Source organism: Geodermatophilus sp. SMS 5-13, from assembly GCF_059428245.1.
This window is the reverse complement of the sequence record NZ_CP165729.1, coordinates 4,641,922-4,660,411: the sequence shown is the minus strand read 5'-3', so window position 1 is coordinate 4,660,411 and position 18,490 is coordinate 4,641,922. Positions and strand designations below refer to the sequence as shown.

At 73.2% G+C, this 18,490-nt stretch carries 17 protein-coding genes and 1 tRNA gene; 11 read left to right on the top strand and 7 right to left on the bottom strand.

The annotated features are described in order from the left end of the window. Nucleotides 1–57: 57 nt before the first annotated feature. The 3 genes from AB3388_RS22560 to AB3388_RS22550 are packed head-to-tail and all read left to right on the top strand — an operon-like array spanning nucleotide 58 to nucleotide 5,630. Nucleotides 58–1,476: an amino acid permease gene (locus AB3388_RS22560; RefSeq protein WP_495407554.1), complete on the top strand. Its 1,419-nt coding sequence runs from the start codon at nucleotides 58–60 to the stop codon at nucleotides 1,474–1,476. Between the two features lie 36 nt (nucleotides 1,477–1,512). Further along, the gene (locus AB3388_RS22555; RefSeq protein WP_495407553.1) at nucleotides 1,513–2,814 is read left to right on the top strand and encodes an APC family permease; all 1,302 of its coding nucleotides are present in this window, start codon (nucleotides 1,513–1,515) and stop codon (nucleotides 2,812–2,814) included. Nucleotides 2,815–2,855: 41 nt separating this feature from the next. Then, a complete protein-coding gene (locus tag AB3388_RS22550) occupies nucleotides 2,856–5,630 on the top strand; it encodes a cation-translocating P-type ATPase (RefSeq protein ID WP_495407552.1) in 2,775 nt (924 codons plus the stop codon). Between the two features lie 45 nt (nucleotides 5,631–5,675). On the opposite strand, the gene AB3388_RS22545 is transcribed toward AB3388_RS22550, so the two are convergent. After that, complete coding sequence (locus AB3388_RS22545; protein ID WP_495407551.1) at nucleotides 5,676–6,140, bottom strand: hypothetical protein; 465 nt, start codon at nucleotides 6,138–6,140, stop codon at nucleotides 5,676–5,678. 155 nt (nucleotides 6,141–6,295) lie between these two features. Here AB3388_RS22545 and AB3388_RS22540 point away from each other — a divergent pair. Next, nucleotides 6,296–6,369 (top strand) — tRNA-Met (locus AB3388_RS22540). A 53-nt stretch (nucleotides 6,370–6,422) separates the two neighbouring features. Here the strand turns inward: AB3388_RS22540 and AB3388_RS22535 are convergent. Next, on the bottom strand, nucleotides 6,423–7,115 hold the full coding sequence (locus AB3388_RS22535) for a DUF4386 family protein (protein ID WP_495407550.1): 693 nt from the start codon (nucleotides 7,113–7,115) through the stop codon (nucleotides 6,423–6,425). Between the two features lie 23 nt (nucleotides 7,116–7,138). Next, nucleotides 7,139–7,456 carry a hypothetical protein gene (locus tag AB3388_RS22530; protein ID WP_495407549.1) on the bottom strand — a complete coding sequence of 106 codons (318 nt, stop codon included), beginning with the start codon at nucleotides 7,454–7,456 and terminating at the stop codon, nucleotides 7,139–7,141. 68 nt (nucleotides 7,457–7,524) lie between these two features. Here AB3388_RS22530 and AB3388_RS22525 point away from each other — a divergent pair, with 68 nt between their 5' ends. The 4 genes from AB3388_RS22525 (at nucleotide 7,525) to AB3388_RS22510 (ending at nucleotide 12,314) form a co-directional block, all read left to right on the top strand. Beyond that, nucleotides 7,525–10,425 carry an AfsR/SARP family transcriptional regulator gene (locus tag AB3388_RS22525; protein ID WP_495407548.1) on the top strand — a complete coding sequence of 967 codons (2,901 nt, stop codon included), beginning with the start codon at nucleotides 7,525–7,527 and terminating at the stop codon, nucleotides 10,423–10,425. An 85-nt stretch (nucleotides 10,426–10,510) separates the two neighbouring features. Further along, nucleotides 10,511–11,797 carry a cytochrome P450 gene (locus AB3388_RS22520; protein ID WP_495407547.1) on the top strand — a complete coding sequence of 429 codons (1,287 nt, stop codon included), beginning with the start codon at nucleotides 10,511–10,513 and terminating at the stop codon, nucleotides 11,795–11,797. Continuing rightward, nucleotides 11,794–11,985, top strand: coding sequence for a ferredoxin (locus tag AB3388_RS22515; protein WP_495407546.1), 192 nt, complete (start codon nucleotides 11,794–11,796; stop codon nucleotides 11,983–11,985). Before AB3388_RS22520 ends, AB3388_RS22515 begins: the two co-directional genes overlap by 4 nt. Before the next feature lie 41 nt (nucleotides 11,986–12,026). Further along, the gene (locus AB3388_RS22510; RefSeq protein ID WP_495407545.1) at nucleotides 12,027–12,314 is read left to right on the top strand and encodes a GNAT family N-acetyltransferase; all 288 of its coding nucleotides are present in this window, start codon (nucleotides 12,027–12,029) and stop codon (nucleotides 12,312–12,314) included. A 42-nt stretch (nucleotides 12,315–12,356) separates the two neighbouring features. Here the strand turns inward: AB3388_RS22510 and AB3388_RS22505 are convergent, their stop codons facing one another. After that, on the bottom strand, nucleotides 12,357–12,866 hold the full coding sequence (locus AB3388_RS22505; protein ID WP_495407544.1) for a VOC family protein: 510 nt from the start codon (nucleotides 12,864–12,866) through the stop codon (nucleotides 12,357–12,359). A 179-nt stretch (nucleotides 12,867–13,045) separates the two neighbouring features. Between AB3388_RS22505 and AB3388_RS22500 the strand changes: the two genes are divergently transcribed. Then, the gene (locus AB3388_RS22500; RefSeq protein ID WP_495406642.1) at nucleotides 13,046–14,038 is read left to right on the top strand and encodes an IS481 family transposase; all 993 of its coding nucleotides are present in this window, start codon (nucleotides 13,046–13,048) and stop codon (nucleotides 14,036–14,038) included. Here AB3388_RS22500 and AB3388_RS22495 read toward each other — a convergent pair. Both AB3388_RS22495 and AB3388_RS22490 read right to left on the bottom strand, forming a co-directional pair. After that, the gene (locus AB3388_RS22495) at nucleotides 14,035–15,183 is read right to left on the bottom strand and encodes a cystathionine gamma-synthase (RefSeq protein WP_495407543.1); all 1,149 of its coding nucleotides are present in this window, start codon (nucleotides 15,181–15,183) and stop codon (nucleotides 14,035–14,037) included. The two genes, AB3388_RS22500 and AB3388_RS22495, sit on opposite strands and share 4 nt — an antisense overlap. Next, nucleotides 15,180–16,574, bottom strand: a complete 1,395-nt coding sequence (locus AB3388_RS22490) for a cystathionine beta-synthase (protein ID WP_495407542.1) — start codon at nucleotides 16,572–16,574, stop codon at nucleotides 15,180–15,182. Before AB3388_RS22490 ends, AB3388_RS22495 begins: the two co-directional genes overlap by 4 nt. Before the next feature lie 92 nt (nucleotides 16,575–16,666). Between AB3388_RS22490 and AB3388_RS22485 the strand changes: the two genes are divergently transcribed. Further along, nucleotides 16,667–17,476 carry an alpha/beta fold hydrolase gene (locus tag AB3388_RS22485; RefSeq protein WP_495407541.1) on the top strand — a complete coding sequence of 270 codons (810 nt, stop codon included), beginning with the start codon at nucleotides 16,667–16,669 and terminating at the stop codon, nucleotides 17,474–17,476. Here the strand turns inward: AB3388_RS22485 and AB3388_RS22480 are convergent. Continuing rightward, nucleotides 17,430–17,915: a MarR family winged helix-turn-helix transcriptional regulator gene (locus AB3388_RS22480; RefSeq protein WP_495407540.1), complete on the bottom strand. Its 486-nt coding sequence runs from the start codon at nucleotides 17,913–17,915 to the stop codon at nucleotides 17,430–17,432. The genes AB3388_RS22485 and AB3388_RS22480 overlap by 47 nt on opposite strands. Before the next feature lie 87 nt (nucleotides 17,916–18,002). Here AB3388_RS22480 and AB3388_RS22475 point away from each other — a divergent pair, with 87 nt between their 5' ends. Continuing rightward, nucleotides 18,003–18,437: a nuclear transport factor 2 family protein gene (locus AB3388_RS22475; RefSeq protein ID WP_495407539.1), complete on the top strand. Its 435-nt coding sequence runs from the start codon at nucleotides 18,003–18,005 to the stop codon at nucleotides 18,435–18,437. Nucleotides 18,438–18,490: the final 53 nt, after the last annotated feature.

Genomic DNA, 18,490 nt, shown 5'->3' with positions numbered 1-18,490 from the left:
GATGCCGGCCGGTCTGTCACGGGGCTGCCCGGCACCGTCACGACGAAGGGGTCGGCCATGACCGATCGAGTCGACACCCCGCGGGAAGCCGCCGGTTCCCCGGACGATGCGCCCACCCGGGGGAGCGTGCAGCAGTTCGGCCTCCCGGCCGCCATGGCGCTCATCGTCGGGAGCATCATCGGCGTCGGGGTCTTCAACCTCCCGACGTCCCTGGCCGCATACGGGCCCATCACGCTCGTGTCGATGGCGCTCACGACCGTCGGGGCGCTCGCGCTGGCGCTGCTCTTCGCCGCTCTGTCGCGCCGGCTGCCGTCGGACGGCGGTCCCTATGCGTACGCGCGGGTCGCGTTCGGCAACCCGCTGGGGTTCGCGAACGCCTGGTCGTACTGGATCACCGCCTGGGCCGGCAACGCCGCCATCGCGGTCGGCTGGGTCCTCTACGTCGAGCACTTCATCAACACCGATCACAACCGGCTGATCTCGGTGCTGCTGGTGCTGGTCGGCTTGTGGATCCCCGCCGCGGTCAACCTGTCCGGCGTCAAGAACATGGGCTCGGTCCAGGTGATCACCACCGTGGTGAAGTTCGCGGCGCTGGCGTTCGTGTCGATCGTCGGCCTGTTCTACATCCGGTCCGCCAACTTCACGCCGTGGAACGTCAGCGGCCAGAGCACCATCGCGGCGATCGGCGGCGGCATGGCGATCGCCCTGTTCAGCTACCTGGGGGTGGAGTGCGCCGCCGTGGCCGCGGCGAAGGTGCGCGACCCCGACCGGAACGTCCCCCGGGCGACGATCCTGGGCACGATCGCCACCGCGGTCGTCTACCTGCTCTCGCTCACGGTCGTGTTCGGCGTCCTGCCGAGCTCGCAGCTCGCGACGGCGAGCGCACCGTTCTCGGACGTCGCCAACGCCATGTTCGGCGGCACCTGGGCCGGCAACGTCCTGGCGATCGCCGTCATCATCTCCGGCCTCGGCGCGCTCAACGGCTGGACCATGATCTGCGCGGAGATGCCACTGGCCGCGGCGAAGGACGGGCTCTTCCCGGCTCCCTTCAAGCGCATCTCGAAGAACGGGGTGCCGGCCTTCGGCATCGTCATGTCCACGCTGCTCGCGTCCGTCGCCATGGCCGTCAACTACCTCGGCTCCGGTGGCGCCACGGTCTTCACGACGTTGGTCCTGATGACCGGCATCACCGCGGCCACCCCGTACGGGTTCTCCGCGCTCGCGCAGCTGAAATGGCGCTGGGCCGACCACAAGACGATGGAGACGCCGCGGTTCGTGCGCGACATGGTCGTCGCCGGGCTGTCCCTGGTCTTCTCGATCCTGTTCATCTGGTACTCGCGCAACACCGGCAACGACCCGTTGATCTACTGGGCGCCCTTCCTGCTGGCCGCCGGCGCGTTGCTGCTCGGAATCCCGGTCTACCTGTCACAGCGCAAGCACCTGACGCCGCCGCCGCCGGTGCCGGCGTACCGGTGACGCGCGCCGTAGCGCGTCGAGGGAGGGGCGAGGGTCATGACATCGCCGACGACGAAGTACCTCACGGTGCGGCAGGCGGCGTTCATCGGTGTGGGGGCGATGGTGGGCGCCGGGATCTTCGCCCTCCTCGGCGCAGCCGGAGAGGTGGCCGGCGCCGCCGTCTGGGTGTCCTTCCTGATCGCGGGGGTGATCGCCGCGTTGCAGGGCTACTCCTTCGCCAAGCTCGGGGCGCGGTACCCGTCGGCGGGCGGCCTGCTCGAGTACGTGGCCAAGGGCTTCGGTGAGGGGCATGTCACCGGCGTCACCGCGTGGCTGACCTACTCGGCCAACGCGATCGTGACCGCGATGGTCGCCGTCTCCTTCGGCAGCTACGCCAGCGCCGTGTTCACCGACGAGAACCTGGTCTGGGTCAAGGTCTTCGCGGCGCTGATCATCGTCGTGATGACCGGCGTGAACATCGTCGGCTCCGAGCTCGTCGCCCGCGCGCAGACCGTGATCGTCTACGTGGTGGTCGGGATCCTCGTGGTCTTCGCCGTGGTCACGCTGATCAACATGGAGCCGTCGCTGCTCGCTCCGTCGGGCTACCCGCCGCTGCAGGACATCGTCTCCAGCGTCGCGCTGACCTTCTTCGCCTTCCTGGGCTTCGGCATCATCACGTTCACGGCGAAGGACCTGGCCAACCCGGCACGTCAGCTGCCCAGGGCGATGTTCCTGGCGCTCTCGATCGCGACGGTCATCTACGTCGCCATCGCGCTCGGCGTGTTCGGGACGCTGACCGTCGACGAGGTGATCGAGTCAGGCGGGACCGCGCTCGCCGTCGCCGCCCAGCCGTCCCTCGGCGACGCCGGCTACACGCTGATGGCCATCACGGCCCTGTTCGCCACCGCGGGAGCCACCAACGCCGGTCTCTACCCGGCGGCGGGACTGTCCGAGCGACTGGCGGAAACCGGCCAGTTCCCGGGCCTCATGGCCCGGAAGGTCGGTGACCGAGCGTCGATGGGTCTGCTGGTCCAGGCGGCTGCATGCGTGCTGCTGGCGGTGTTCTTCAACCTCGACGCCATCGCCTCGATCGGCAGTGCGGTCGCCTTGCTGATCTTCACGTTCATCACCGCGGCGCACTTCCGGGTCCGTGCCGACACCGGCGCCAACACGGCCGTCCTGGCACTGGCCATCGCCTCGGCTGCCGTCGTGCTGGTGACCTTCGTGCTCACCACGCTCATCCACGAGCCGGCCTCGATCATCACGCTGCTGGCGATCCTGCTGCTGAGCATCGCGCTGGACCTCGGCTGGAAGCGGCGGCGTACCGGGCGGGCGAAGCCCGTGGCACCAGCGCACTGACGGCGTCACCTGCACCGCCCGCTCCCGTCGAAGAGGCCGACATGACGATCGCGAAACCCGCAGTCGAACCCGTCTCGTGGTTCGCGATGCCGCCGGAGTCCGCCGCGGAGCGGCTGGTCGTCAGCCCGGATCGGGGACTGGACGCCGACGAGGTCACCCGGCGGCTGGCCCGGTACGGCCACAACGAGCTGCCGACGGAGCCCCCGCCGAGCCGCTGGGAGGTCGCCCGGGGCCAGCTGTCCAACCCGATGAACATCATGCTGCTGATCGTCGGAGCAGCCAGTCTGGCCATCGGGCAGGTCGCGACGGCCGTGGTGGTGCTGGGCCTGGTGACCTTCAACGTCGTCATGGGGTCGAACCAGGAGCTGAAGGCACGAGCCAGCGTGGAGGCGCTGGCCCAGCTCCAGGTGCCCCGAGCGCGAGTGCGGCGATCCGGCGTGGTCGAGGAGGTCGAATCCACGAACCTCGTACCCGGGGACGTCGTGCTCGTCGAGGCGGGTGACGTCGTGCCGGCCGATGGGCGGATCTTCTCCTCCGCCTCGCTCGAGGTGCAGGAAGCCGCGCTCACGGGCGAGAGCGCGCCGGTGAGCAAGGACTCCTCGGCACTGCCCGAGGGGGAGATCGCGCTGGGCGACCGGACCAACCTCGTCTTCCAGAACACGCAGGTCACCCGCGGGACGGCGACGTACGTGGTCACCGCGACCGGCCAGGCGACCGAGATGGGCCAGATCGCCGACATGGTGACCGGCACGAAGCGGACGCGCTCGCCGCTGCAGCGGGAGCTCGACGGCATGACCAAGGTGTTCGGCCTGGTCGCCTGGCTCGCCGTGGCGGTGATCGCCATCGTCGGCATCGCCCGCGGGCAGGAGATCGCGACCCTCCTGCTGCTGTGCATCTCGACGGCGATCTCGGCGATCCCGACCGGCCTGCCGACGTTCGTGCAGGCGATGTTGTCGTCCGGAGCGCGGCGCCTGGCGGAGTCCAGGGCCGTGGTCAAGTCGCTCACCGACGTCGAGACCCTGGGCGGGACGACGGTCATCAACAGCGACAAGACCGGCACGCTGACCATGAACGCGATGACCGCCACCACGATGCTGGCCGGCGGTGAGTGGTACCGGATCGAGGGGGCCGGCTACCGGAAGACCGGGGCCGTCCTCGGCGTGGGCGGGACGGACGTGCCCGATTTCCGCCGCCTGGCCCTGGGCCTGACGCTGTGCACGGACGCCACCGTCGGCGACGACGAGACCGTCATCGGCGATCCCACCGAGGCTGCCTTCGTCGTGCTCGCCGCGAAGCTCGGTGTCGACGCCGTGGAGACGCGTGATGCCCTGCCGCGCCGGGCCGAGGTGCCGTTCGACTCCGAGTACAAGTTCATGGCGACGTTCCACGATCGCCCCGCCTGGCTGACCGGCGGCATCCTGCGGCACCCCCACTTCGCCAGCGTGAAGGGCGCCCCCGACGTCGTCCTCGAGCGCTGCAGCCATGCCCTGTGGCACGGCGAGCAGGTGCCCGTCGCCACCGTCCGCGACGAGATCCTGGCGGCCAACCGGAAACTCTCCGAGCGGGGTCTGCGGGTGCTGGCGTTCGCCGCCCGCGACCTCGACGACGCGGCGATGTCCGCGGCGATCGCCGACCCCATGGGCGCGGTCACCGGCCTCGTCTTCGTGGCCCTGGTCGGGATCATGGACCCCCTCCGCACCGAGGCGAAGGACGCCGTCCGGGTCGCGCTGGCAGCGGGCATCGACGTCCGGATGATCACCGGCGACCACACCGTCACCGCCCGAGCCATCGCCGACGAGCTCGGCCTCGGCCCCGGCGTGATCACGGGCACCGAGCTCGGCCACCTCACCGACGACGAGGTCATCGAGCAGCTGCCCCGGCTCCACGTGTTCGGACGGGTGGCGCCGGAGGACAAGCTCCGGCTCGCGCGGCTCATGCAGGAGTCGGGGCAGGTCGTCGCGATGACCGGCGACGCGGTCAACGACGCGGCCGCCCTCAAGCAGGCCGACATCGGCGTCGCGATGGGAAGCGGCTCGGAGGTGTCGAAGCAGGCAGCGAAGATCGTGCTCACCGACGACAACTTCGCGACGCTGGTCCGCGCCGTGGACCTGGGCCGGGACATCTACCGGCGCATCTCGTCCTACGTCCGGCTGCAGCTGACGATCCTCTCGTCGGTGCTGCAGCTCATGGTGTTCGCGACGATCCTGAACATCAACCAGGGGGTGGCGCTCTTCCCGCTCCAGTTGCTGTTCGCGAAGTTCTTCGTCGTCATCACCGTGGTGATCGGGTTCATCGTCGACGTGCCCGACCCCGGGGTCATGCAGCGGCCGCCGCGCAAGCCCGGCACGAAGATCGTCAACACCCCGCAGATCGTCCGCTGGGTCGTCACCGGGTTCATCGTCGCCGCCTGCGGCCTGGGCGTGCTCGCGTGGGGGCCCGACGAGCCGAGCACGACGCAGGCGTCGGCAGCCATGACGATGGCCTTCGCGGTCGTGTCCCTCAGCGCGGTCAACGTCGGGCTGGTGATGCGGCGGGAGCGGGAGGCGCCGTGGTCGTCGCCGGTCTTCCCCTACCTCGGCTGGATCATCGGCGGCTGGGTCCTCACCTGGGCCGCGGTGGAGCTCGGGATGCTCCAGCGCCTGCTCGACACCACGTCCCTGACCGGCGAGCAGTGGCTGGTGGTGATCGGTCTGTCCCTGATCGCTCCCGCCGTCGTCGCAGTCGACAAGGCCGTCACACTCGCGCGGCAGAAGTCTGCAGGCAGACGAGCCGGCGAGGAGATCGAGACCGGGCACGCCGTGCCGGCCGCCGCATAGAGCTGGACCCCCGGGACCTCGTCCCGGTCGCCGACCGCGGTGGGCTCAGTCGGCCGCCGGGGTCCGGGGGCGGAAGGCAGGGCGGGGGACCGGCGGACGGCGGGGCAGGTCGCGGTCGACGAGCAGCGCGTGCGGCCGGGTGTCGTCGTCCTCGAGGGGCAGCATCCGGGCGCGCTCGGAGGCCCAGGACGGCGCGGCGGTCTCGTGCCGAGCGAGCGCCGCCCACTGCACGACCGGCCGCGGGGGCGTCCGGGTGGGCGCGGCCGCGGCCGCGGGCGCCGGCGCCGTCGTCGTCCCCGTGCCTTCCGGCTCGGGGAGCCGGAGGTCGGCCAGGTCCTTCCACGCCGAGTGCCGCAGGCCGTCGACGACGCACCGCACGCGCGCCTGGGCGCGGCCGGAGGCGTCGAACCGCCAGCCCAGCAGCTCGCCGGAGTACCAGATGCCGCGGTGGTGGACCTCCACGGGTTGGGGCTCTCCGGCGAACGAGCTCGTCGCCTTGTCCCCCGTCACGCTCGCGACTGTAGGTGGCCGCACGGACACGCTCCGGCAGGCGCGCGTCGGTCCGGAACCGCTCCGTCACGCCAGCCCCCAGCCGTCACACGGTGCTCGCCGAGGGGAGGGTGCCCGCCGCCTCCCGAGCAGACGCGTGTACGGTGGAGGCACGACGCGGGGTGGAGCAGCTCGGTAGCTCGCTGGGCTCATAACCCAGAGGTCGCAGGTTCGAATCCTGCCCCCGCTACGAGACAGAAGGACCCCGGCCCACTGGGCCGGGGTCCTTCTGCGTTGTCGGCGTCAGGCGGCGGGCACGGGGACGGCGGAGCGCCGCCGCGCGCGCAGGAGCAGGACCGCGCCGAAGAGGACCAGCCACACGCTCCACAGCACGTAGCCGGCGAAGTTGGCGGTGTCGACCAGCGGCAGGTCCAGCGGCGAGAGGACGCCGACGAGGACCAGCGCCGCCGACACCGAGCCCAGCGCGACGAACCAGCGGCCGGCGAACGCCGTCCCGAGCGCGGCGAGCACGAGGAACGTCCACGCGGCGGTGAGCAGGTAGCCGCCGGTCTCGCCGATCAGGTTGCCGAGCACGCGGTTGGCGGTGCCGAACGCCGCGCGGGCGTCGGCGGCCGCACCCGCGTCGCTCCCCGCCGCGGTCGCGGCCCAGCCCGGCACCAGCAGCGGCCAGCGCAGCAGACCGACGACCTGCACGACGGCGGCGGCGATGCCGACGCCCACGGCCCAGCGCATGAGCCGGGAGTCCGACAGCCGGCCGACCCCGACGGCGACGGGGGCCAGCAACGCCGCCCCGAGGGCGAGGGCGAGGAACCAGGCGGACACGGCGCCCTGCGACGCGCGGAAGGAGGCGAGCACCTCGCCGGCGGGCTGCTTGAGGACGTCGGGATAGTCGAAGACGGCGCCCAGTCCGGTGAACGCCACGTTGACGAGGACGGCGGCCGAGATCATCAGGACGGCGGTGCGGCGAGCGGTCATGGCGAGCTCCTTGCAGGGACAGGTCAGCGGCGTGCGGACAGCGCGGCGATGTGGGCGACCAGCACGGCGTCGGGGTGGTCGGCGAGGTGGTCGCGGGCGAGCAGCAGGGTGCGGGCGTCGTCGCCGTGCAGATGCGCCGTGGCGACGGCGACGAGCTGGCGGTCGCGGGTGGAGGTGGCGGCCGCGGCGGCCCGGGCGAGCAGCTCCGGCCGGCCGGGCGCGGCGAGCGCCGCCGCCACCAGCACGGCGGGGTCGGTGCTCGTCTCGGCGGCCTCGAGGAGCGGGTCGGTGGCGCCCGCGATCAGGCCCCGGATGAGCCGGTCGGCGGTGGAGGTGGCCATGCCCGGAAGCGTGGACGGCGGCGCTGACGGAGGACTGACGCCGGCCTGACGGCCCTACGCTCACTCCGGTGATCGACGTCGCCGTCCTGGGCCGGGTGGAGGTCCGGTGCGACGGCGTGCCCGCGGTCGTGCCGGGCGGCCTGACCACCGAGCTGCTGGTGCGGCTGGCGCTCGACGCCGGCCGCCCGGTCCGCGCGGAGCGGCTGGTCGAGGACCTGTGGCCGGGGGCGAGCGGCATCCGGCCCAACACGCTGCAGGCCAAGGTGTCGCAGTTGCGCCGGGCGCTGGGCGACCCGGCCGCGCTGACCGGGGGCGTCGCCGGCTACACCCTGGCCGTCGACCCGGCGCGGGTGGACGCGCTGCGGGCGCTCGCCCTCGCCGACGAGGGGGCCGCGCTGCTGGCCGCGGGCGACGCCGCCGGTGCCGCGGCCGCCTGCCGGCAGGGCCTCGCGCTCTTCGGCGCCGAGGTGCTGCCCGCGGCCGGGACGGCGGAGTGGGTGCTCCCGCACCGCCTGCGGCTCGAGGACACGCGGCTGCGGCTGGTCGAGGACGAGCTGGCCGCCCGGCTGGCCCTGGGCGCGGCCGGGGAGATCGTCGGCGAGCTGGAGGCGCTGGTCGTCGTCCACCCGTTGCGGGAGCGGCTCTGGGCCCTGCTGATCACCGCGCTCTACCGCGCGGGGCGGCAGGCCGACGCGCTGGCCGCGTGCCGGCGGGTGGCCGCCGTCCTGGCCGGGGAGCTCGGGATCGATCCGGGGGAGGAGCTCGCCGCCCTGCAGCGCCGGGTGCTGGCGCACGATCCGGCGCTCGGCCCCGTCGTCCCTCCCGCACGGTCCCGCGGGAACGTGCCGGCGCCCGCGACCGCCCTCGTGGGCCGCGGCGCCGAACTCCCCGAGCTGCTCGCCGCCCTCGGGCGGACGCGCCTGGTCACGGTCGTCGGCCCAGCCGGCGTGGGCAAGACCCGCCTCGCGGTCGAGGCCGCCGGGCGGGCCACGGCCCCCGACGGCGCGTGGCTCGTCCGGCTGGAGGGCGTCCGGACGGCGGAGGAGCTGCCGGTCGCCGTCGCGGACGTCGTCCCCGGGGTGGACGGGAGCCGGCGCGACGTCGCCGCCGACCTGCGCGGGGCGGACCTGCTGCTCGTCCTCGACAACTGCGAGCACCTGGCCGAGGACGTCGCGGCGCTGGTCGCCGCCGTCCTCGCCGCGGCCCCGCGGGTGCGGGTCCTGGCCACCAGCCAGCGCCCGCTCGGGATCGAGGGCGAGCTCGTGCGGTCGCTGGCCCCGCTGAAGGAGGCCGACGCCGTCACCCTGTTCGCCCAGCACGCCGCGCAGCGGCGGGCGTCGTTCGCGCTCACGTCCGACACCGCGCCCGCCGTGGCGCAGGTGTGCCGCGCGCTGGACTGCCTGCCGCTGGCGATCGAGCTGGCCGCGGCCCGCACCCGGATCCTCAGCGTCCCCGAGATCGCCCAGCGGCTCGGCGACCGGTTCGCGCTGCTGGCCGACCCGACGTCGACCCGGCCGGAGCGGCGGCGGACGCTCTCCGCCGCGCTGGCGTGGAGCTACGACATGCTCTTCCCCGACGACCAGCGCGGCCTCTGGGCGCTGGCGCAGTTCCCCGGCGGGGCGACGATGCCGGCGGCCGAGCACGTGCTGGCCGCCCTCGGGGTGCCCGCCGGCTCCGCCCTCGACGTCGTCGACCGCCTGGTCGACCGGTCGCTCGCGACGGCGGACGCCGGCCCGACCGGCACCCGCTACCGCCTGCTGGACAGCGTGCGGGCCTTCGCCGCCGACCGGGCGGCCGAGGCCGGGGAGGCCGGCACCGCGGCCGACGCGCTGGTCGCCTGGACGGCGCGGTTGGCGGCCGGCGTCGCGCGGGCGGTCCGCGGCCCCGATCAGGCCGCGCAGGTCGCCGCCACCGCGGCCGAGCGCGCCACGATCGACGCCGCGCTCGACCGGGCCCGCACCACCGACCCCGTCACCGGGCTGCGGATCGCTGTCGACCTCGGCTGGGCGTGGGTGCTGCTCGACGACGGGGCGGCGGCCGGCCGGCTGCGGGCCGCCCGGCTCGCCGTCGACAGTCCTCCCCGTGACCTCGAGGTGACCGCGTTGCTGCTGGAGAGCTGGCTGGAGGCGATGTCGGGCGACCTGCGGCCGGCCCGCGTCCTGCTCGACGAGGCCACGGAGCTCGCGGCGGACGACGCGGCCCTGGTTCGCCGCGCGCGCTGGTACGGCGGCTTCGTCCTGTCCCAGGAGGGGCGGGCGGCGGAGGCCCTGGCCGGCCTCGCGCGCTGCCGGGAGGAGTACGCGGTGTCCGGCGCGGCCTGGGAGGAGGGCGGCAGCCTGCTGCTGGCGGCGTTCCCGCACGTCGCGCTCGGGGACACGGCGGCCGCCCGGCGCGCCTGCGAGGACGCGATCGGGATCATCGGGCCGGTCGGGGACGCCTGGGGGCTGCTGCACGCCGAGGGTGCCCTGGGCCGGATCGCGCAGGCCGAGCAGCGCTTCGCCGACGCGGCCCGGCACCACGCGCGCGCCGCCGAGGCGGCGGAGCGGCTCGGCTTCGGCGGCGCGGCCGCCCTGCACCGGGTCCAGCTCGGCCGCGCCCAGCGCGCCTTCGGCGACCCGGCCGCCGCCGGGACGCTGCACCGGGCCGCCGACGGTGCGCGGCTCGCCGGGGACCGCCGGTTGCTCGCCATGGCGCAGGTGGCGCAGGCGGAGGTGCTGCGCGCGGCCGGTGACCGGGGGGAGGCCCGGCGGCTGCTGGACGACGCCCACCGCTGGTACACCGAGTCGGGCGCCGGAGAGGGGGCCGCGCTCGCCGCCTGCCCGTGGGCCGCGATGCGCGTCGAGGACGGCGAGGCGGGCGCCGAGGACGAGCTGCGCGGTCTGCGCGACGCCGCGCGGAGCACCGGCGACCGCGAGGTCGAGGAGCTGGCGACCGCCGCGCTCGGCGTCCCGGCCGCGGCCGGGCGGTGAGGCCACCGGCGGCCATTGTGCCCGGCGTCACTCCCTGTCTAGCCTCATAACGGTCACCGCTGACCGTTCCGATCGGGAGGACCCCGTGTCCCTGGACTTCGCCGCCGGCGCCATCGACCTCGACAGCGTCGACCTCTCCGACCGCGAGTTCTGGGGACGCCCGCCGGCCGAGCGGCACGCGGTGTTCGACGCGCTGCGCCGGGAGCGGCCGTTCGCGTTCTTCGCCGAGCCGGAGGTCCCGCTCTTCCCGGCCGGCCCCGGCTACTACGCCGTGACCCGCTACGCCGACCTCGACGCGATCAGCTCCCAGCCGGCGCTGTTCTGCTCGGGCCGGGGCGCCGTGTCGATCGCCGACATGCCGCCGGAGATCAACGAGTTCTACGGCTCGATGATCAGCATGGACGACCCGCGGCACGCCAAGATCCGCCGGATCGTCTCGAAGGCGTTCACGCCTCGGATGCTGGAGAACCTGGTCGGCTCCGTGCAGCAGGTCGCCGAGCGGGTGGCCGACGAGGCCCGCCGGAAGGCCGAGGCCGGCGACGGCACGATCGACGTCGTCACCGACTTCGCCGCGGTCATCCCGCTGGAGATCATCTGCGACATGATGGGCATCCCGCAGGAGGACCGCGCCATGGTCCTGCGGGCGACGAACGTCATCCTCTCCGGCGGGGACCCCGACCTGTACCCGGACATGAACGACTTCGTCACCGAGAACCTGCAGGCCGGCGCCAACCTCTCCGACCTGATGAACCGGCTGGCCGCCGAGCGGCTCGAGCACCCGACCGGCGACCTCACCTCGGCGCTGGTCACCACCGAGGTCGAGGGCGACCAGCTCACCCACCAGGAGATCGCCTCGTTCTTCATCCTGCTGTGCGTGGCCGGCAACGAGACCACCCGGACGGCGATCAGCCACGGCGTGCTGGCCCTGTCCGAGCACCCCGACCAGCGTGCCCGCTGGATGGCCGACCCGTCGCTGACCCCAACCGCGGTCGAGGAGATCGTGCGCTGGGCCAGCCCGGTCGGCTGGATGCGCCGCACGGCGACCCGGGACGGCGAGCTCCACGGCCACTCCTTCCGGGAGGGCGACAAGTTCCTGCTGTTCTACGGCGCGGCCAACCGGGACCCCGAGGTGTTCCGCGACCCGCACGTGTTCGACCTGGGCCGCCACCCCAACCCGCACGTCGGCTTCGGCGGGCACGGTCCGCACTTCTGCCTGGGCGCCCACCTGGCCCGCCGCGAGATCGGCGTGGCCTTCCGGACCCTGTTCGACAATCTGCCCGACCTGGAGGTCTCCGGCGAGCCGGACCGGCTCAAGTCCTCGTTCATCAACGGCCTCAAGCGGCTGCCGGCCACCCTGACGGGGGCGCGATGAGGGTCGAGGTGGACCGCGACCTGTGCGCGAGCACCGGCGGCTGCGAGGCGCTGGCGCCCGACGTCTTCGAGATCGGGGACGACGGGGCGCTCGTCGTCCTGCGGCCGGAGCCGGGTTCCGCCGACCTGCCCGACGTGCGCAACGCGGTCGCCGCATGCCCGACCCGGGCGCTGCGGCTGGTCGGCTGACCGGCGGAATCCCGCGGACCGGAGCCCGGTTGGAGGTCCGCATGGAACCCACCGTGAGCGACGCCCCGGAGGCCGACCGGTACGAGATCCGGGAGGGCGAGCGCCTGCTCGGCATCGCCGCCTACCGCCGGCGCGGGGACGTACTGGTGTTCACCCACACCGAGGTGAACCCGGACGAGGGCCGGTCCGGGCTGGGCGGCACCCTGGTGCGCGCCGCGCTGGACGACGTCCGGGCGAAGGGCGAGAAGGTGATCGCGCAGTGCCCGTTCGTCCGGGGCTGGATCGAGCGGCACCCGGACTACGCCGACCTGGTCCTGCACGAGCACTGAACGGAGTGTGGGAGCGCAGGTTTCCTGTGCTCCCTCGATCCGCTACAGCACCTTGTTGCCGTACATCTCGCCGAGCGGGTCGGCGATCAGCTCGATGCGGGCGCCGTCGGGGTCGCGGAAGTAGACCGAGACGCCGCTGTGCACCTCGTGCGGGACGTCGGCGTCGGCCAGCCGCTGCACCAGCTCCTGCCAGCGCTCGGGGTCGACGCTGATCGCCATGTGGTGCAGCCCGCCGAGCACCTCGCCGTACGGGCCGACGTCCAGGCCGGGGAAGTCGAAGAAGGCCAGCAGGTTGCCGTTGCCGATGTCGAAGAAGAAGTGCGACGAGCCCGGGTAGTCGCGGTTCTCGATCAGCTCGGTCAGCGGGAAGCCGAGCACGTCCTGGTAGAAACGCACGGTCCGCTCGACGTCGCTGCTGATCAGCGCGGTGTGGTGGAGGCCGCGGGCGGTGGACGGCGCCCGCTCGCCCGCGGGCTTGAGGTGGGCGTCGCGGATGCGGGCGCGCGCCGCCTCCAGGGCGTCGAGGTCGCGGCCGTCGGCGGTGGTGGTCATGCCCTGATCATGCTCCGGTGCGGGACCTCGAGCCCGAAAAAGTCCCTAGGTGTACTGACCAGAGACGTTGGTCGAGGGCGTGTGACCACTCGATCTGACTGATCGATCTTGTGGAGGGAGGACCTCCGGACGTGGAGTGGGGCTGCTGAAGGCACCCGCTCACCAACCCGGAGGTCCTCGTGTCTCACGCTAACGCTGCCCTGACCCCTCGTCACCGGCTGAAGCTCGGCCGCGCCGTGGTCGACGAGAACTGGTCGATCAGCTACGCCGCGGCGGTGTTCAACGTCTCCTGGCCCACAGCCAAGCGCTGGGCCGACCGGTACCGCCGGGGCGGCCCGGCGGCGATGCAGGATCGCAGCTCACGACCGCATTCCTGCCCGCGCCGGACGCCGCGGCCGGTGGTGCGCAAGATCGTGCACCTGCGCTGGAAAAAGCGCCTCGGCCCAGTCCAGATCGCCGACCGCGTCGGCCTGGCGCCCTCGACCGTGCACGCGGTGCTGGTTCGCTGCCGGCTCAACCGGCTCTCCCATGTCGACCGGGCCACCGGCGAGCCGATCCGCCGCTATGAACATGAGTACCCCGGCTCGCTGCTGCACGTCGACGTCAAGAAGCTGGGCAACATCCCCGACGGCGGCGGCTGGCGCTACGTCGGGCGCCAGCAGGGCAAGAAGAACCGGGCGGCCACGCCCGGCACGCCCCGCAACGCCCACCACAACCCGGTGATCGGCACGGCATTCGTGCACACGGTGATCGACGATCACAGCCGCGTCGCCTACGCCGAGACCCACGACGACGAGACCGCCGCCACCGCGATCGGCGTGCTGCGCCGCGCGGTGGATTGGTTCGCCGCGCGGGGCGTCACCACCCAGCGGGTGCTGTCCGACAACGGCTCGGCCTACCGCTCGCACGCCTGGCGCGATGCCTGCGCCGAGCTCGGGATCAATCTCAAGCGGACCCGGCCCTATCGGCCGCAGACCAACGGCAAGATCGAACGGTTCCACCGCACCCTGGCCGACGGCTGGGCCTTCGGCCGCATGTTCCTCAGCGAATCAGCGCGCCGAAAGGCACTGCCGGCCTGGCTGCACGAGTACAACCATCACCGGCCCCACACCGCGATCGGAAACCGTCCCCCGATCACGCGCTTGACCAACCTGTCCGGGCAGCACACCTAGGCCAGCGCCTGCTCCAGGTCGGCGAGCAGGTCGTCGACGTCCTCGATGCCGACCGACAGCCGCACGAGGTCGCCGGGGACCTCCAGCGGCGAGCCGGCCGCCGACGCGTGGGTCATCCGCCCGGGATGCTCGATCAGCGACTCCACCCCGCCCAGCGACTCCGCCAGCGTGAACAGCTGCGCCCGCTCGCAGACCTTGAGCGCCGCGTCCTCGCCGCTGGTCAGCCGGAACGACACCATCCCGCCGAAGCCGGACATCTGCTTCCCGGCGGTCTCGTGCCCGCGGTGATCGGGGAGCCCGGGGTAGAGGACGTCGCCGACGGCCGGGTGATCGAGCAGCCACTCGGCGATCCGCGCCGCGTTGGCGCAGTGCCGGTCCATCCGCACACCCAGCGTCTTCAAGCCGCGCAGCACCAGCCACGAGTCGAAGGCCCCGAGAACGGCGCCCATCGCATTCTGGTTGTAGGCCAGCTGCTCGGCCCAGTGGGCGTCGCCGGTCACCAGCGCGCCGCCGACGACGTCGGAGTGACCGCCCAGGTACTTCGTCATCGAGTGCACGACGACGTCGGCGCCCAGCGTCAGCGGCTGCTGCAGGTACGGCGAGGCGAAGGTGTTGTCGACGACGAGCAGCGCGCCGTGCTCGTGGGCCAGCTCCGCGAGCACGGCGATGTCGGCGATGTTGAGCAGCGGGTTGGTCGGCGTCTCGCACCACACCACCCGGGTGCGCCCCTCGGCCAGGACCGCCCGCACGGCGTCGAGGTCGTTCAGGTCGACCGTCCGGTACCCGACGGCCCACTTCGCCAGCACCCGCGCGATCAGCCGGAAGGTGCCGCCGTAGGCGTCGCCGCCGAGCAGGATGTCGTCGCCGGGCTGGCACACCGTGCGCAGCAGGGTGTCCTCGGCCGCGAGCCCCGACGCGAAGGCGAGCCCCGTCGTGCCCTGCTCCAGCGCGGCCAGCGCCTCCTGCAACGCGGTCCGCGTCGGGTTGCCGCTGCGGCTGTACTCGTAGCCGCCGCGCAGCCCGCCGACGCCGTCCTGCTTGAACGTCGTCGACAGATGGACCGGCACGTTCACCGCGCCGGTCGCCGGGTCGGGGTCCTGCCCGGCGTGGATGGCTCTGGTGTTGAAGCCAGGCTGAGCCGTCATGGCTTGACCGTAGAAGGCAGCCCGGCGAGGTGGCCGAGCACGTCCTGGCGGGTGACCACGCCGGCCGGCTTGCCGTCGACGTGCACGACCAGGGCGTCGGCCTCGCCGAGCGCGGCGACGGCGGCGCTCACCGGCTCACCGGAGCCGATGATCGGCAGCGGTTCGGACATGTGCCGCTCCACCCGGTCGTACAGGCTGGCCCGCCCGGCGAACAGGGCGTCGAGCAGCACCTTCTCGTCGACCGCGCCCACCACCTCGCCGGCGGTCACCGGCGGCTCGGCCCGCACCACCGGCAGCTGGCTGACCCCGTACTCGCGGAGGATGTCGATGGCCTCGCGGACGGTCTCGTTCGGGTGGGTGTGGACCAGGGTCGGCGTCGCGCCGGACTTGGCGGACAGCAGCTCGCCCACGGTCTCGCCGCCGGCGGCGTCGAGGAAGCCGTAGTCGGCCATCCACTGGTCGTTGAAGATCTTGCCGAGGTAGCCGCGGCCGCCGTCCGGGAGCAGTACGACCAGGACGTCGTCCCTGCTCAGCCGCTCGGCCGCCCGGAGCGCCGCGACCACGGCCATCCCGCACGAGCCCCCGACCAGCAGGCCCTCCTCGCGGGCCAGCCGCCGGGTCATCGCGAACGAGTCGGCGTCGGAGACCGCGATGATCTCGTCGGGGACCGACTTGTCGTAGGTGGTCGGCCAGAAGTCCTCGCCGACCCCCTCGACCAGGTAGGGACGTCCGGTGCCACCGGAGTAGACCGACCCCTCGGGGTCGGCGCCGACGACGCGCACCCGGCCGCCGGAGACCTCCTTGAGGTACCGGCCGACCCCGCTGATCGTGCCGCCGGTGCCGGCGCCGGTCACGAAGGCGGTGATCCGCCCGTCGGTCTGCGCCCAGATCTCCGGACCGGTGGTCTCGTAGTGCGACTGCGGGTTGGCCGGGTTCGAGTACTGGTCGGGCTTCCAGCCGCCCGGCGTCTCGCGGGCCAGCCGGTCGGAGACCGAGTAGTAGGAGCGCGGGTCCTCGGGGTCGACGGCGGTGGGGCAGACGACGACCTCGGCGCCGTAGGCCCGCAGCACGTTGATCTTGTCCTGGCCGACCTTGTCGGGGCAGACGAAGATGCAGCGATAGCCGCGCTGCTGGGCCACCAGGGCCAGGCCGATACCGGTGTTGCCGCTGGTCGGCTCGACGATCGTGCCGCCCGGCTCCAGCAGGCCGGCCTCCTCGGCGGCGTCCACCATGCGGACGGCGATGCGGTCCTTCACCGACCCGCCGGGGTTGACGAACTCGACCTTGGCCAGCACGAGGGGTGCATCGGGGCCGAGGTCGCGGGTCACGCTGCTCAGCCGGACCAGCGGCGTGCCGCCGATCAGGTCCAGGACGGACTCGGCGTACTGCACGTCGACGGCCTCCTCGGGCGGTGCGGTGGGTCGGGTCCATCCCACCAGACGCCGGACCGATGAGTCCCCGGTGTCCGCGACGTTCCACAGGTATGAGCGAATCGACGATCGTGGGCACCGCCGAGGGGTACGCGCCGGTCAACGGCGTGCAGATGTACTGGCGCAGCATCGGCGAGGGCGGCACGCCGCTGGTCGTCGTCCACGGGGGCTTCGGGCAGGTCGACATGTTCGGCGGCCTGCTCGACCAGTTGGCCGAGCACCGCCGGGTGATCGGGGTCGAGCTGCAGGGCCACGGGCACACCCGCGACATCGACCGCCCGTTCCGCTACGAGTCCTTCGGCGACGACCTGGGCGCGCTGATCGAGCACCTGGAGCTGGGCCGGGCCGATCTGCTGGGCTACTCGCTCGGCGCCGGGTCGTGCCTGCGGGCGGCGATCCAGCACCCCGACCGCGTCCGCCGGCTGGCGATCGTCTCGACGGTGTTCCGGCGCGACGGCTGGTTCCCCGAGGTGCGCGAGGGGATGGCGCAGGTCGGGCGCGCCGGCTTCGACATGATGCGGCAGTCCCCGCTGTACGCCGCCTACGCGGCGGTCGCGCCCGACGTCGACGCCTTCCCGCTGCTCATGGACCGCACCGGCGACCTGCTGCGGCAGCCCTACGACTGGACCGAGGACGTGCGCGGGATGCGGACGCCGACCCTGCTGGTCTACGCCGACGCCGACGGCATCCCGCCGTCCCACGCCGCCGAGTTCTACGCGCTGCTGGGCGGCGGCCTGCGGGACGCGAACTGGGACGGGTCGCTGCGGCCGGAGTCGCGGCTGGCGATCCTGCCCGGCTACACGCACTACGACGTGTTCACGGCGCCGGAGCTGGCGACGGTGGTGGACCGCTTCCTGCGCTGACCCGGGCGGCGGCAACCAGCCACCCCTTCACCAGACCCAGTTCGGCGGCCGACAGGCCGGCCTCGATCTCCCGCTCCAGCCGCCGGACCCCGGGCGTCGCGGCCTCCAGCCGCCGGCGGCCCTCGTCGGTGAGGGCGGCCTGCAGGATCCGGCCGTGCGTGGGATGCGGCTGCCGCTGGACCAGCCCCTCCCGCTCCAGGGTGACCAGCACGCCGTTCATCGCCTGGGGGGTCGTGTTGCACGCCCGGGCGAGGTCGGCGCCCGACAGCTGCGGCTGACGGGCCAGCACGGACAGGACGGCGTACTGCGCGCCTCCGAGGCCGTGCCGGCGCAACTCGGCGTCCATCGCGCCGCGGAACGCGTGCCACGCCTGGCGCAGCAGATAGCCGCTGTGCCCCTCGACGCCGCGGTAGCTCTCGCCGATCGCCGGGATCTCCACGCGACTAACTTATCAAGGCCTTGACACTGTCGGGCGCCCGCGAGAAGGTATCAGGGTCTTGACAACCCTCTCCGTGAGGAGGTCGGCATGACCACCACCGAGTACACCCCGCTGACGCGTGAGCGCATGGACGAGCTGGTCGACGGCCACTACCGGGCCGAGGAGACGGGCGACCTGGCCGCGATCGTCGCCGGGTTCCAGCCCGACGCCGAGCACGACGTGGTGGGCCGCCCCGGTGACCCGTTGCACGGCGGCCGGCAGATCGAGGCCTTCTACCGCGCCCTGCTGGCCGATCTGCGGATCGACCGGTTCGAGCCCGTCCGCCGCCGGTACGGCGCCGACCACGTCGTCGACGAGTCGGTCCTGCACGCCACCGCGACGGGGCACCCGTTCGGCATGGACGGCCGCGGCCGGCCGGTCCGGGCGCGCTTCCTGCACGTCTTCGACTTCGAGGACGGGCTGATCAGCCGGGAGAGCGCCTGGATCGACCTGGCCTCGATCCAGCAGCAGCTGGGCGCCTGATCGCACACCCGGCTCCTGCCAGGAACCGTCCAGCTTCGGCACCTAGCGTGACG